We start from the raw sequence: 13,406 nt of genomic DNA, 5'->3' as shown, positions 1-13,406 counted from the left end.
TATGCATCAGGCCGATCACATTCACCGTCGTTCCTTCCTCATCGGATCGCTGGCCGCGGGCGGGTCGTTAGCGCTGGCGGGCTGCGCATCCTATGGCGGGGGGATCAGTTTCACCGAAGCGATCCGGCGGCTTCTGCTGCTTTCCAGCGAACGCGCCTTCGCCCGGATGACGGCGCCGGGCGGCTTTTGGGACGAATCGGTGGCGACGCTCGGGCTCAATGAATTTCTCGGCACGCGCGGAGATGTGCTGTCCGGCATATTGACCTCGGCCCTGTTCAAGTCGCGGCTGGAGGACGCCGTGGCCGATATCGCGGTGGAAGCATCCTATCGTGCGGCGCCGATCGTGGCCGATACGATCCGCACGATCGGCTTCGAAAATGCGGTGGCCCTGATCCGCGGCGGGCCGACTGCGGGGACCAGCTTCGTGCGGCAGGAAATGGGCGTGCGGCTGCTGGATGCGCTGGTGCCCGAAGTGGGGGAGGCGCTGCGCGTGGCGGAAGATCCGTTGATGGGGCAATTGCTGTCCGGCCTTGCCGGTGTGGATGTGGCGGGCGTGGCCCGCAATTTCTCGCAGGAGGTCGAAAATGTAGTCTGGCGGGAAATCGGCCGGGAAGAGGCCGCGATCCGCGCCGATCCGCAATCCACGCGCGATCCGTTGCTGATCGGCGCGCTGGAAGCTGCAAGGGCGCTGTGATTCCGGCGCGGTGATTCCCGCGCATACAGGGGTGGCACGGCGCGGAACCGGCACCTATAGCCGCCCACGAGATTCGCTACCGACCGGAGCAAGTGATGAAATTCTTTGCCGACACCGCAGAAATCGAAGACATCAAGGAACTGGCCGAAGCCGGTCTGCTTGATGGCGTGACCACCAATCCTTCGCTGATCCACAAGTCCGGCCGGGACTTCATGGAAGTGACGAAGGAAATCTGCGGCCTCGTGGATGGCCCGGTCAGCGCCGAAGTCGTGGCGCTGGATCATGCGACCATGATGAAAGAGGCGGAAGTGCTGCGCAAGATCGCGGACAATGTCTGCATCAAGGTGCCGCTGACCATCGATGGCCTGAAGACCTGCAAGGCGCTGACCGATGACGGCACGATGGTGAATGTCACATTGTGCTTTTCCGCCAACCAGGCGCTGCTGGCGGCGAAGGCCGGCGCGACTTTTGTTTCCCCCTTCGTTGGCCGCCACGACGATAACGGCTTCGACGGGATGGAACTGATCCGCGATATCCGCCTGATCTACGACAATTACGCCTTTGAAACGGAAATCCTGGTTGCCAGCGTGCGCCATGCGACCCACATTCTGGAAAGTGCGCGGATCGGTGCCGATGTCGCCACCGCTCCGCCCAAGGTCATCAAGGGCCTGGTCAATCACGTGCTGACCGACAAGGGGATCGAGGGTTTCCTTGCCGACTGGGCAAAGACCGGCCAGACCATCATTTAAGGCAATCCGGACAACAGGCAGCTTTTGGCAGACGAAACTCCACTCGATCGTTTCAAGCTCGCGCTGACCGGCGCGGCGCGTGCCATCGCGCGCGAGCCCGAAATCGAGCTTAACTGGTCCAGCGATGGGCCGGGGCTTCAGGGCACGTCCATGCGCGTGCCGATGCCGGGCCGCGCCCTGCCTGCTGCCGAAGCGCGTGAAGCGCGGGGAATGGCGGACAGCTATTCCCTGCGTATGCGCCATCATGACGAGGCGCTGCATCGCCGCAACATGCCGGCGGAACCTTCCGCCCGTGCCTGTTATGATGCGATCGAACAGGTCCGCTACGAAGCGCTGGGCGAAAACAATTACGCCGGAATGCGCGATAATCTGGAAGCGGCGACCGAATTGCGGATGCGGTCGGACCCGATTTCACGCGCCACCACCGCCGACGAAGTGCCGATGCAGTCCGCATTGGCGCTGATGCTGCGCGAACAGCTGACCGGCCAGCCGATCCCCGCCAGCGCGAAGCAGGGCGTGGAGATGGTGCGCGAATTCATCGAAAGCCGGACAGGGGACGATTTCGAACGGCTGGCCCTGTCGCTGGACGACCAGAAGGCGTTCCAGTCGCTCTCGCTCGACATGTTGCGCCATCTCGACATTACCCGCGCGGAAGAGGTGGACGAACCCGGCCCTGAGGATAGCGAAGACGACCAGGACGGTCAGAACGAAGACCAGGGCGACAATGATCAGGACCAGGGCGAGCAGGAACAGACCCGCCGCGAACAGACCAGCGCCGAAAGCGGCGAGGGCGAGGGGGATGACGAGTCCACCCAGGAGATAGAGCAGGAGCAGGAAAGCACGCAGGGCGATGTCGGGGACGAAGGCGAAGAGGGCATGATGCCCGTCCGCCCGAACCGGCCCTGGACGGACTTGCCAGAAAGCTTCGATTACAAGGTCTTTACCGAGGAATATGATGAAGTCGTGGAAGCACAGGAACTGTGCGACCAGGACGAACTGGGCCGCCTGCGCGCCTATCTGGACAGCCAGCTGACCGGGCTGCAGGGCGTGGTCACGCGGCTGGCCAACCGGCTGCAGCGGCGGTTGATGGCGCAACAGAACCGGAGCTGGGACTTCGACCAGGAAGAAGGGATGCTGGATGCGGCGCGGCTGGCCCGCGTGATCATCAGCCCCGGCCATTCGCTCAGCTACAAGGTGGAGCAGGAGCAGGACTTCAAGGATACGGTCGTCACCCTGCTGATCGACAATTCCGGTTCCATGCGCGGCCGCCCGATTTCCATCGCGGCGATCAGCGCCGATATCATGGCCCGCACGCTGGAACGCTGCGGCGTGAAGGTGGAAATCCTCGGCTTCACCACCCGCGCGTGGAAAGGCGGGCAGAGCCGGGAGAAGTGGCTGAATAGCGGGAAACCCGCCAATCCCGGCCGCCTGAACGATCTGCGCCACATCATCTACAAGAAGGCGGATGAACCGATGCGCCGCGCGCGCCGCAATCTCGGCCTGATGATGCGCGAAGGGCTGCTGAAGGAAAATATCGACGGTGAGGCGCTGCTCTGGGCGCATACGCGCCTGCTCGCGCGGCCGGAAGATCGCCGGATCCTGATGGTGATTTCGGATGGCGCGCCGGTGGACGATTCAACGCTCAGCGTGAACAATGCCGGCTATCTGGAAACCCATCTGCGCAAGGTTATCGACTGGATCGAACGGCAAAGCCCGGTCCAGCTCGTCGCCATCGGTATCGGCCATGACGTGAACCGCTATTACCGGCGGGCGGTGACGATCATGGATGTGGAACAGCTGGGCGGCACGATCATCGAACAACTGGCCGATCTGTTCGAGGTGGAATAGGGCCCACGCCACCGCGTAGCGGCGCGGGCGCTATTGCAATTCAGGGGCTGACAGCCTCGTCATCATCATCGCTGACGACGACTACGATCGTGGCCAGGGCCACGATGAAGCCGGCCATGATAGCACCGCCAGCCAGGCCTTCGCTCTTTCCGACAGGCGCGCCCGAACGGGCGCCCTCCACCGTGGCGGCTTCGGCCATGGCCGGGCTTGCGGCCAGTGCCATGGCGGCCGCAGTTGCAAGTGACGTTCCGATCCGTTTCATAGTGCCGTTTCCCTCTTTGTTGCACTGCAGCAAAAGGTATCATCAACCGGCGCTATGGCGCAAGTTTATAAGGATTGGCTGTTAATAACCGGCCAATCATTTCTCAATTATCGCAGAAATGCTTGGGTTTGATGCTTCAATATGGGGAACTGGCGGGCAATATCTGGCCCGTTCCTTCACAATAGCAGGGCGAGGATCGACAGCAGGCTGGCCGTTGCCAGCGCGTTGAGAGCCATTCCAAGGCTGGCAAAGGCACCCGCCGTGGGATCGACCTGAAAAGCGCGCGCAGCACCGAACCCATGCGATGAAACGCCAACGGCAAAGCCGCGGGCCCGGTAATCGGTAATGCCCATGGCGTTGAACAGCGGTGTCACCGTCACCCCGCCGGAAACACCGGCAATCAGCACAATCACTGCTGCCAGGGCGGGAATGCCGCCCAATTGGTCTGCCATGGCCATTGCAACCGGCGTGGTGGATGCGCGCGGGGCGATGGATGCCAGGATTTCCTGCGGCGCGCCGAACAGCGACAATATGCCCACCGCGCTGACGATGGCGGTAATGGATCCGCCCAATAGCGACAGGGTAATGGGCAGGGCCAGCCGCCGGATAAGCGCGCGCTGATGCCAGATCGGCACCGCCAGGCCGACCACGGCCGGGCCAAGCAGGAAACCGAGAAATCCGGTCCCGCTGAGATAGACGGGATAGGGCGTGTCGGTTGCCAGCAATATGCCGATCAGCACCGGCACGGACAGCAGCACGGGGTGGCACAGCGGATGGCGTTTGCTGCGTCTGGAAATCCGTTCCGCCATGTCGAAGACAACCAGCGTCACCGCCAGCCATAGCAGCTGGCTTTGCAGGATGGAGGCAAGCTCGCTCATGGCTCGTTCTTGCTTTCCGAGCTGAAACGGCGCAGTGCCCACAGGAATACGAGGACGGAAACGACCATGGTCAGGATGGTGGACACCGCCGTGGCCAGCAGCAGGCCGATGCCATATCTGGACAGCACGGGCCCTTCGTCGATCAGGCCGACGGCGGCGGGCACGAACATGATGGAAAGATGCGCCGTCAGCCAGCCGCTCACTGCTGTCAGCGATGGCCTCTCTCGCTGGACGCTGGCCAGCCAGCCGATCAGCAACATCATGCCGATCACCGATCCGGGCAGGGGAATACCCAGTCCGCGGTGGATGATCTCCCCCGTCAACTGGCAGATCAGGAGCAGGGCGATGGCATCGAACATGGCGGACCTGTCTATTCAAATATTGCGGTGGCCCGCATGAACAGGCCGCGCCGCTAGCATGTGGGCAGCAGCGACACTACCGCCTGGCCGGGCATGATTCCTGATTTCGCGCCCGCCTTCGCTTGACCTGTCGCGTACCGGGCGTAAGTCCCGCCCACCATGAGTGATATGCCCCTCAAGCTGTTCAACAGCCTTACGCGCAAGCTGGAAACCTTCGAGCCGGTCCATCCGGGGGAGGCGCGGGTCTATAGCTGCGGGCCGACCGTCTATAATTATCCGCATATCGGCAATATGCGCGCCTATGTCTTTGCCGATTTGCTGGGCCGGGTGCTGAGCTGGAAGGGTTACAAGCTCACCCATGTGATCAACATCACCGATGTCGGCCACCTTACGGACGATGCCGATGCGGGCGAAGACAAGATGGAAAAGATGGCGGCTGAAAAGGCCCAGTCCATCTGGGACATCGCGCAGCATTATACCCAGGCTTATTGGGAAGATGTGAAGGCGCTGAATATTCGCCAGCCGGCGGAATGGTCCATCGCCACCAGATATATCGACCGGATGATCGATTTCGCGAAACAGATCGCGGACAAGCACTGCTACGAACTGGAGAGCGGGCTCTATTTCGATACTTCCACCGTGGCCGATTACGGACGGCTCGCCCGCGCCGGGGCGGAAGACGGTGCCGAGGAGTCCAGGGGCCGGATCGAAACGGTGGAGGGCAAGCGTAATGCCGCCGATTTCGCCATCTGGCGCAAGACCCCGCCGGGCGAGAAGCGGCAGATGGAATGGGATTCCCCATGGGGCCGGGGTGCGCCGGGCTGGCATCTGGAATGTTCAGTGATGAGCGGCGATCTGCTGGGCTTCCCCTTCGATATCCATACGGGCGGGATCGACCACCGGGAAATCCACCACCCGAACGAGATCGCCCAGAACCAGGCATTCTGCTGCACCAATGGCCTGTCTGTCGCCGCCAATTCCGGCGCGCGGATCTGGATGCACAATAATTTCCTGGTCGAACGCAGCGGCAAGATGAGCAAGAGCGCGGGCGAATTCCTGCGGCTGCAATTGCTGATCGACAAGGGTTATCACCCGCTCGCTTATCGCCTGATGTGCCTGCAGGCGCATTATCGCAGCGAGCTGGAATTCAGCTGGGACGGGCTTGGCGCCACGCTGACCCGGCTGAAGCGGATGGTGATGGCGGCGGAACGGCTGCAAGGCGTGGAAGAAGGCGATCCCGCCCATCCCAAGTTCGCGCCCCTGCAGGAAAAATTCGACGCCGCGATCAGCGACGATCTCAATACGCCCGTGGCGCTGACCGCTTTCGAAGAAGCATTGGCCATGAAGAAGGTCGATGCCGGGGTGAAACGCGCCGTGGTGGCCAGGATGGATGCGGTGCTGGGCCTCGGCCTGCTGGACCTCACCCGCGCCGATCTGCGCATCCGGCCCAAGGCTGCCACGATCTCCGAAGCGGAAATCGAAGATGCGCTGGAACGCCGCAAGGCCGCCCGTGCGGAGAAGGATTTCGCCACTTCCGACGCCATTCGCGACGAACTTGCCGCCAGGGGCGTGGACGCGATGGACGGTGATCCGCTTGGCTGGGAGTGGAAGGCGGGATAAATCCTTTCGGCGGTTGCGGTATGGGGGATGGGGCGGCATGTGATGGGCCATGTTTGCTCCAGCCAGCCCGAAAACAGCCGCCTGTTCGCCTGAACCGACCGGGAGCGTCACCCGATGATCGCCGTTCTTCCCGAACATATCCGTCCCATGCTGCAAGACCGCCTGCCGGACTGGATCGAACCCATATGGTGGAGCGATCCGGATAATCTGGTGGAAATGGCCCCGCAGGCGGAAATTGGCTGGTTCGATCTGCATCTGAAGCCGCCGGCGCTGCGTTCGGTGCAGCTTGCGCGCGATCTGCGCTGGCTCAACACCTCCTATTCGGGCGTCGACTGGCTGCCTCTGGCCGATCTGGAAGCGCGCGACGTGTTGCTGACCTGCGGGTCCAATCTCACTGCCACCCAGGTTTCCGAATTCGCGGTGATGAGCATTCTTGCCTTTGCCAAGGATTATGCCGCCCTGGTGCGGGCGCAGGATGCGCATGAATGGCTTTCCGTCCCGCCGGGCATTCGCGATCTGGCGGGCAGTCGGGCGCTGATCCTGGGCTATGGCGCCATTGGCCGGGCTATTGCCCGCGCGCTCGAAGGGTTCGGCGTGGAAGTGTCCGTCGTGCGCAGCAAGGCGGGCGACGGTGCGATGGGGCCCGATGAATGGCAGGACCAGCTCGACAGTTTCGACTGGGTGGTTCTGGCGCTGCCCGGAACGGCGGACACGGCCGGCCTGCTGGGGGCGAAGGAATTCGCGGCGATGAAACGCGATGCCGTTCTGGTCAATTTCGCCCGTGCCGACATCGTCGATCAGCGCGCCCTGATCGAGGCTTTGCGTGAAAGGCGGGTCGGCGGGGCGATCGTGGACACGGTCGATCCGGAACCTTTGCCCGAAGATCACCCCTTCTGGTCGCTGGAAAATGCGCATGTCACCATGCATCTTTCCGGCATCCCGACCCCCGCCAGCCAGCAGCGCGCGGCGGACCGTTTCCTGCGCAATTGCGAACATTTCCGCGTTGGCGAGAAGCTGGAAGCGCAAGTGGACCTGCAACGCGGATATTAGGGCAGGCGGGCCTCACCGATCCTCCAGCAGCAATAATTCGCACATGATGCGAAGGCATGGCGGGTCCATCCGGTGATCGACTTCGATCACGGCTGCATCGGCCACCAATTGGCCGGGGATGGCGAATTCATGCTCCGGCAGGAAGGCGATGAAGCTTTCACCCGCTTCCACGCCCTCGACACCGGCGAATTCCAGTTCCAGCCGATGGCGCGTGCCGGCAAAGGTGATGCTGGCCCAATCGCGTTCCTCATGCGTCAGGATCCGGGCCTTTCCCTCACCCAGTTCCAGCAATGCGGAGCGGAGTTTTTCCACCGGTCCGCGGCGCGCGGGCGCGGGGCTGCGGGGCAGGGCGGGGTCAGAATACATTGGCGGTCTCCATATATTTGTTCATGAAATGTTCCACCCGTGATTCTGTCTGGGGCCGGGGTGTGCGGCCATTGCGAAGATCGAGCACGAAACGCGGATCATGCGCGGCCAGGCGCCCGAACCTGGTGGCGGGCATTCCGGTGTGGCGCAGGAAGACTTCGATCTTGCGGATGAGCATGATGGTGGCTCCTCGGGGCAGCGAACAGGCGAATCGTCAGGGCCGTTTGCTCGCGCCTGAAATCCTACTTGTCTAGGAAAAATACTACGTGTAGGAAGAAGTCGTGAGATTATCGCAGGATATTTGCCATGAATGCGCGTGAACGGCTCGCCACTATGGCGCGGGAGCGGGGCAGCAGCCTGGCTGCGCTTTCCCGAATGTTAGGGCGTAATTCCAGCTATTTGCAGCAATATATTACCAAGGGTAGTCCGCGAAAACTGGAAGAGGATGATCGCCGTCATCTCGCGCAATTCTTCGGCGTGGCCGAATCGGAATTGGGCGGACCGGAGGAAATGTCCTACATTGCAACAGGCGGGGACTGGGTGGATGTGCCGCGCCTGCCGCTCGATGCCTCGGCGGGGCCGGGTGCGTTGGGTGCGGCGGAAATTCCCTTCGACGCATTCCGCTTCTCTCGCCGCTGGCTGCGCGAACAGGGCCTCGATCCCGCCATGCTCTCCTCGATCCGGGTGATGGGCGATTCCATGGACCCGCTGCTGCGCGATGGTGACGAGATCCTGGTGGACCGTACCCCGCGCCCCTTCCGCGAAGGCGTGCACGTGCTGCGCATGGGCGAAGTGCTGCATGTTAAACGCGTCCAGTCCGGTGCGCCGGGTACGCTACGCCTGATCAGCGCGAACGAGGCTTACGATCCGATCGAGGTCGGGCTGGACGAGGTGGACCTGGTGGGCCGAGTCGTGTGGAAGAGCGGGCGGATGTGATTGTGGCGCTATAGACGGGTGCCCGCGGCCTGGTGGATTGCGTGCCTGGTCAGGATGATCAGGACCGGTCCCGCTTTCCTACAGGCCCGGCGCCGTGCTTCCTGCCCGCCATGGTCCGCATCACCGCCAAGCTATTGTTCGCCCTCCCAAGAACCCCTCCGCGCGGCCCGCGAGATTTCGTGCACAGAACAGTGTTCCAAGTGTTCCAGGCCCCCGCTTGCAATCGCCCATCCGCGCCGCCACTTTCAACCCCATGACAGCTACCCAGGAATCCCCCCTCCGCGCCGCGATCATTCCCGTCACCGCCTTCCAGCAGAATTGCTCGCTGGTGTGGTGCAGCAAGACCATGCGCGGCGCGCTGATCGATCCGGGGGGAGATCTCGACAAGTTGAAGGATGCGGTGGCGCGGGCAGGGGTGACGCTGGAAAAAATCCTGCTGACTCATGGCCATGCCGATCATTGCGGGCAGGCGGGAATGCTTGCGGCCGAACTGGATTTGCCGATCGAAGGCCCGCATGAGGATGATCGGTTCTGGATTTCCCGGCTGGAGGATGACGGGCCGCGGTTTCAGATGGCCACCAAGATTTTTGAGCCCACGCGCTGGCTGACGGATGGCGACAGGGTCAGTTTCGGGGAAGTCGAGCTGGAAGTGATTCACTGCCCCGGCCACACGCCGGGCCATGTCGTATTCTTCCACCGCCCGACCAAATTCGCCTTTGTCGGGGATGTGCTTTTTTCCGGCTCCATCGGGCGGACCGATTTTCCGATGGGGAATCACCAGGACCTGCTCGATGCGATCACGCAGAAATTGTGGCCCTTGGGCGATGATGTCACTTTTATCCCCGGCCACGGCCCCCACAGCACTTTCGGTAAGGAGCGGCAGAGCAATCCCTATGTGGGGGATGCGGCAATTGGTGCGGCCGGATAGGTCGTGCAGCTTGCAAGCTTCGGAAAATTCGCTATAGGCCGCGCCTTCGCCGCATGGTCGGACCAGCAGCTACAGCCCTTGCACAGGCAAGAGGCTTGGCCTAGGGCGACCGCAAAAGACGACAGAATTTTCAAGGAACAGGTGCCGAAATGGCTGTCCCTAAAAGAAAAGTATCGCCGCACCGCCGGGGCAACCGTCGGTCGCATGACTCGCTCAAGGCAGAAGCATTCCATGAATGCTCCAACTGTGGTGAACTCAAGCGCCCGCACATGCTGTGCAACGCTTGCGGCCACTATAACGGACGAGAGATCGTCTCGGTCGGGCTCTAAGCCCCTTCGTCAAGGAATGAACGCATGAGCCTGCCGCGTATCGCTGTCGATGCGATGGGCGGCGACGAGGGCGTGCGCGTGATGATTTCTGGCGCGGCGCTTGCGCGTCGCCGCCATGAACAATTCAAATTCCTGCTTGTGGGTGATCAGGCGCGCATCGAACGTGCGCTGCAGGCTCACCCCAATATGCGCGAAGCATCCGAGATCCTCCATTGCGAGGATGTGGTGGGCGGCGATGAAAAGCCGACCCAGGCGCTTCGTCGCGCCAAGACCACATCCATGGGGCTGGCCATCAACGCGGTAAAACGCGGAGATGCCGGGGCTGCCGTCAGTGCCGGCAATACCGGCGCGCTGATGGCGATGAGCAAGCTGGCCCTGCGCACCATGCCGGGTATCGACCGGCCGGCACTGGCCGCGCTGATGCCCACGCTCAGCGATAATGACGTGATCATGCTCGATCTGGGCGCGAACACGGAATGCGACGCGCGCAATCTGGTGCAATTCGCCATCATGGGCGCCGCCTATGCGCGGATCGTGACCGTGGAGGGGGCGCCGCGCGTGCGCCTGCTCAATATCGGCACCGAAGAGACCAAGGGCACGGACCGGCTGCAGGACGCGGCGCAAATGCTGCGCGAGGCGACCGGGCCTTCCTTCAGTTTCGATGGCTTCGTGGAAGCCGACAAGATCAATCGCGGCGACGTGGATGTGGTCGTGACCGACGGGTTTTCCGGCAATATCGCGCTCAAGGCGATCGAGGGATCGGCCCGTTTCGTGACCGATCTGCTGAAGGATGCCTTTCGCAGTTCGGTCCGGTCCAAGATCGGTTTCCTGATTTCGCGCCCGGCAACGGAATTGCTGCGGCACCATCTCGATCCCAATAATCACAACGGGGCCGTATTCCTCGGGCTCAACGGCGTGGTCGTGAAATCGCATGGCAGTGCCAATGCTGCCGGCGTCGCCAATGCCGTGGCTGTGGCGGCCCGCTTGCTGGAGGAGAATCTGACCGAACGTATCGCTGCGGATCTGGCCGAACTCGGTGAAGCCCGCCTGCGCGAAAACGGAACGGTCGGGGCGGAAAAGTGATTCGATCAGTATTCAAGGGTGTAGGGTCTGCCCTGCCGAAAAGGGCCGTTTCCAACGAGGAACTGGCCCAGCGCGTCGATACGAGCGACGAGTGGATTCGCGAGCGGACCGGGATCGGCAACCGCTATATCGCCGGAGAAGGCGAGACGACGGGCACTCTGGCGACAGAGGCGGCACGGGCCGCGCTGGAAAATGCCGGGATAACGGCCGATGAGGTCGATCTGATCGTCCTGGCCACTGCCACGCCCGACAGCACTTTTCCTGCAACCGCCACAAAGGTGCAGAGCGCGCTGGGCTGCAAGGGGGCGGCCTTCGATGTCGCCGCTGTCTGTTCCGGCTTCCTTTATGCGCTGGGCACGGCGGATTCCATGATCCGTGGCGGCATGTTCAAATGCGCGCTGGTGATCGGGGCAGAAACCTTCAGCCGGATCCTGGACTGGGAAGACCGCACCACCTGCGTTCTGTTCGGGGATGGTGCCGGCGCCTTCGTGATCAGGGGCGAGGATGTGCCCGAGGACGGGCCGGGCATATTGGCCACCCGCCTTCATGCCGATGGCAATCATGGCGACTTGCTGTTCGTGGATGGCGGGCCGTCAACCACCGGTACGGTCGGCAAAGTGCGGATGAAAGGCCGGGAAGTGTTCCGCCACGCCGTTGTCAATCTGGCCAGCGTTTTGGAAGAAGTGCTTGAAGAAACAGGCGTTTCTGCTTCCGATATCGACTGGGTCGTGCCGCATCAGGCCAATTTGCGAATTCTTGATGCCACCGCCCGCAAGCTGGGCCTGCCGATCGAAAAAGTTGTCGTCACGGTGGACCGGCACGCCAACACATCGGCTGCTTCCGTGCCGCTGGCTTTCGATACTGCCGTGCGCGACGGGCGGATCAAACCGGGCGATCTGGTCATGCTGGAGGCGATGGGCGGTGGCTTTACCTGGGGCGCCAGCCTGATGCGCATCTGATTGCGCTAAGGATATTACTGCAAACTTGCCAATCCCGCGGCAATCCGTCATCAAAGCAGGGGGTTGCTTTAATGAATGGGAAGGGGCGCAATCAGATGATGCGATCCGTGGGAACATTGACCCGCGCTGATCTGGCTGAGGCGATCAATCGCAAAATGGGGCTTTCACGTGCGGAGAGCCTGGATCTTGTCGAGTCAATTCTCGCCAAGATGTGTGATTCGATGGCTGGTGGCGAGAATGTGAAGATTTCCGGCTTCGGCAGCTTCGTGCTAAGGGACAAGAAGGAACGCATCGGCCGCAATCCGAAGACGGGTGTGGAAGTGCCGATCACTCCGCGCCGCGTGATGACGTTCCGCGCGAGCCAGAAGCTCAAGGACCGTATAGCCGAAAGCTGATCCGATGACTGACACTCCCAGGCAATTGCGCTTCGACGACGGCAAGGAGCCGGAAGCGTTGCGCACGATCGGGGAAGTGGCATCCGCATTGGATATCAAGCAGCACGTCCTGCGGTATTGGGAACAGCAATTCCCCATGCTCCGCCCGCTGAAGCGGAGCGGGGGGAGGCGCTATTACCGGCCTGAAGATGTTGAACTCGTGTCGGAGATCAACCGGCTGATCAACAAGGAAGGCTATACGCTGAAGGGCGCGCGGCAGGCACTGACCAGCGCCCCGGCAGATGAAAGGACCATATCCGCCCCTGCGCAGGCCGGGCCGGATGTCTCCGATCTTTTACCGCAACTTCGTGCAATCCGGGACAGGCTGGCCAACGCGCTGGCCTGACCACCGGCCCTGACCGACCGAGCTTTTTTCAGAAACCGAGCCGTTCCGGCCCCAGTTCAGGATCGAGATCGCGCGGCCGGGCGAAATGGATCAGCTTGCCGCAGCCCGGCGCGATATCGGCCCAGTCATCAATCGCCAGTTCCAGGACTGCATAGGTGGCCGTCGGATATTTGCGGGCGGCGGCATCATATAATTCATCCTGCTCGCCATCGCCGACCAGCAGGAAGATCAGTTCCTGCAGGCCGGGATTGTGCCCGGCCATCAACAGAGAACGCGGATCGCCTTCCGTCTTGCGCAACAGGGTCAGCAAAGTGTCGGCATCGGCCAGATAGGCATCGCGTTCCCATTCGACTGGGCCGCCGATTCCGCTCGCTTCCAGTGTCAGCTTGACCCGTTCCGCCGGGCTGGCGACCAGCCGTTCCCACTTTACGCCGTGATTGCGAATATGATCGCCCATCAGGGCTGCGCCGCGCCGGCCACGCGCGTTCAGTCCGCGATCGAAATCGCGCAGCGAAAGATCTTCCCAATCAGATTTCGCATGTCGCAGCAGGCCAAGCAATTTCAC

Annotated in this window: 18 protein-coding genes; 12 read left to right on the top strand and 6 right to left on the bottom strand. The window is 62.2% G+C overall.

Features of this window, described 5'->3' with window-relative positions; translation table 11 throughout:
- The first annotated feature begins 1 nt into the window (after nt 1).
- The 3 genes from WYH_RS04655 (at nt 2) to cobT (ending at nt 3,291) form a co-directional block, all read left to right on the top strand.
- The gene (locus WYH_RS04655; RefSeq protein WP_046902910.1) at nt 2–694 is read left to right on the top strand and encodes a DUF4197 domain-containing protein; all 693 of its coding nucleotides are present in this window, start codon (nt 2–4) and stop codon (nt 692–694) included.
- 95 nt (nt 695–789) lie between these two features.
- On the top strand, nt 790–1,443 hold the full coding sequence (gene fsa, locus WYH_RS04650; protein ID WP_046902909.1) for a fructose-6-phosphate aldolase: 654 nt from the start codon (nt 790–792) through the stop codon (nt 1,441–1,443).
- Between the two features lie 24 nt (nt 1,444–1,467).
- Complete coding sequence (cobT, locus tag WYH_RS04645; protein WP_046902908.1) at nt 1,468–3,291, top strand: cobaltochelatase subunit CobT; 1,824 nt, start codon at nt 1,468–1,470, stop codon at nt 3,289–3,291.
- 40 nt (nt 3,292–3,331) lie between these two features.
- On the opposite strand, the gene WYH_RS04640 is transcribed toward cobT, so the two are convergent.
- The 3 genes from WYH_RS04640 to WYH_RS04630 form a co-directional block, all read right to left on the bottom strand.
- Complete coding sequence (locus WYH_RS04640) at nt 3,332–3,553, bottom strand: hypothetical protein (RefSeq protein ID WP_046902907.1); 222 nt, start codon at nt 3,551–3,553, stop codon at nt 3,332–3,334.
- A 176-nt stretch (nt 3,554–3,729) separates the two neighbouring features.
- A complete protein-coding gene (locus WYH_RS04635; RefSeq protein WP_046902906.1) occupies nt 3,730–4,431 on the bottom strand; it encodes an LrgB family protein in 702 nt (233 codons plus the stop codon).
- On the bottom strand, nt 4,428–4,790 hold the full coding sequence (locus WYH_RS04630; protein ID WP_046902905.1) for a CidA/LrgA family protein: 363 nt from the start codon (nt 4,788–4,790) through the stop codon (nt 4,428–4,430). The genes WYH_RS04635 and WYH_RS04630 overlap by 4 nt, the downstream gene beginning before the upstream one ends.
- A gap of 159 nt (nt 4,791–4,949) precedes the next feature.
- On the opposite strand from WYH_RS04630, the gene cysS reads away from it, so the two are divergent.
- Both cysS and WYH_RS04620 read left to right on the top strand, forming a co-directional pair.
- On the top strand, nt 4,950–6,410 hold the full coding sequence (gene cysS, locus WYH_RS04625; protein ID WP_046902904.1) for a cysteine--tRNA ligase: 1,461 nt from the start codon (nt 4,950–4,952) through the stop codon (nt 6,408–6,410).
- A gap of 114 nt (nt 6,411–6,524) precedes the next feature.
- The gene (locus WYH_RS04620; protein ID WP_046902903.1) at nt 6,525–7,460 is read left to right on the top strand and encodes a D-2-hydroxyacid dehydrogenase; all 936 of its coding nucleotides are present in this window, start codon (nt 6,525–6,527) and stop codon (nt 7,458–7,460) included.
- 12 nt (nt 7,461–7,472) lie between these two features.
- On the opposite strand, the gene WYH_RS04615 is transcribed toward WYH_RS04620, so the two are convergent.
- Both WYH_RS04615 and WYH_RS04610 read right to left on the bottom strand, forming a co-directional pair.
- Nucleotides 7,473–7,826, bottom strand: coding sequence for a hypothetical protein (locus tag WYH_RS04615; protein WP_046902902.1), 354 nt, complete (start codon nt 7,824–7,826; stop codon nt 7,473–7,475).
- Nucleotides 7,816–8,004 (bottom strand): hypothetical protein, encoded by a 189-nt coding sequence (locus WYH_RS04610; protein WP_046902901.1) that lies wholly within the window; start codon nt 8,002–8,004, stop codon nt 7,816–7,818. Before WYH_RS04610 ends, WYH_RS04615 begins: the two co-directional genes overlap by 11 nt.
- A gap of 128 nt (nt 8,005–8,132) precedes the next feature.
- Here WYH_RS04610 and WYH_RS04605 point away from each other — a divergent pair, with 128 nt between their 5' ends.
- From WYH_RS04605 to WYH_RS04580, 7 genes are all read left to right on the top strand, one after another.
- Nucleotides 8,133–8,762, top strand: coding sequence for a LexA family transcriptional regulator (locus WYH_RS04605; protein WP_046902900.1), 630 nt, complete (start codon nt 8,133–8,135; stop codon nt 8,760–8,762).
- Nucleotides 8,763–9,015: 253 nt separating this feature from the next.
- A complete protein-coding gene (locus WYH_RS04600) occupies nt 9,016–9,690 on the top strand; it encodes an MBL fold metallo-hydrolase (RefSeq protein ID WP_046902899.1) in 675 nt (224 codons plus the stop codon).
- A 149-nt stretch (nt 9,691–9,839) separates the two neighbouring features.
- Entirely contained in the window at nt 9,840–10,019 is a 180-nt protein-coding gene (rpmF, locus tag WYH_RS16460) for a 50S ribosomal protein L32 (RefSeq protein WP_082347829.1), read from the top strand.
- A 24-nt stretch (nt 10,020–10,043) separates the two neighbouring features.
- The gene (plsX, locus tag WYH_RS04595; protein ID WP_046902898.1) at nt 10,044–11,102 is read left to right on the top strand and encodes a phosphate acyltransferase PlsX; all 1,059 of its coding nucleotides are present in this window, start codon (nt 10,044–10,046) and stop codon (nt 11,100–11,102) included.
- Nucleotides 11,099–12,061: a beta-ketoacyl-ACP synthase III gene (locus tag WYH_RS04590; RefSeq protein WP_046902897.1), complete on the top strand. Its 963-nt coding sequence runs from the start codon at nt 11,099–11,101 to the stop codon at nt 12,059–12,061. The genes plsX and WYH_RS04590 overlap by 4 nt, the downstream gene beginning before the upstream one ends.
- A gap of 95 nt (nt 12,062–12,156) precedes the next feature.
- Nucleotides 12,157–12,456 carry an integration host factor subunit alpha gene (locus WYH_RS04585; RefSeq protein WP_179945431.1) on the top strand — a complete coding sequence of 100 codons (300 nt, stop codon included), beginning with the start codon at nt 12,157–12,159 and terminating at the stop codon, nt 12,454–12,456.
- A gap of 4 nt (nt 12,457–12,460) precedes the next feature.
- Nucleotides 12,461–12,841 carry a MerR family transcriptional regulator gene (locus WYH_RS04580; protein ID WP_046902896.1) on the top strand — a complete coding sequence of 127 codons (381 nt, stop codon included), beginning with the start codon at nt 12,461–12,463 and terminating at the stop codon, nt 12,839–12,841.
- 28 nt (nt 12,842–12,869) lie between these two features.
- Here WYH_RS04580 and WYH_RS04575 read toward each other — a convergent pair whose 3' ends face one another.
- Complete coding sequence (locus WYH_RS04575; RefSeq protein ID WP_046902895.1) at nt 12,870–13,406, bottom strand: SixA phosphatase family protein; 537 nt, start codon at nt 13,404–13,406, stop codon at nt 12,870–12,872.

It is taken from the genome of Croceibacterium atlanticum, from assembly GCF_001008165.2.
Classification (GTDB): Bacteria; Pseudomonadota; Alphaproteobacteria; order Sphingomonadales; family Sphingomonadaceae; genus Croceibacterium_C; species Croceibacterium_C atlanticum.
Note: the sequence above shows the minus strand (reverse complement) of the source record. Positions and strands in the feature narration are given on the sequence as shown.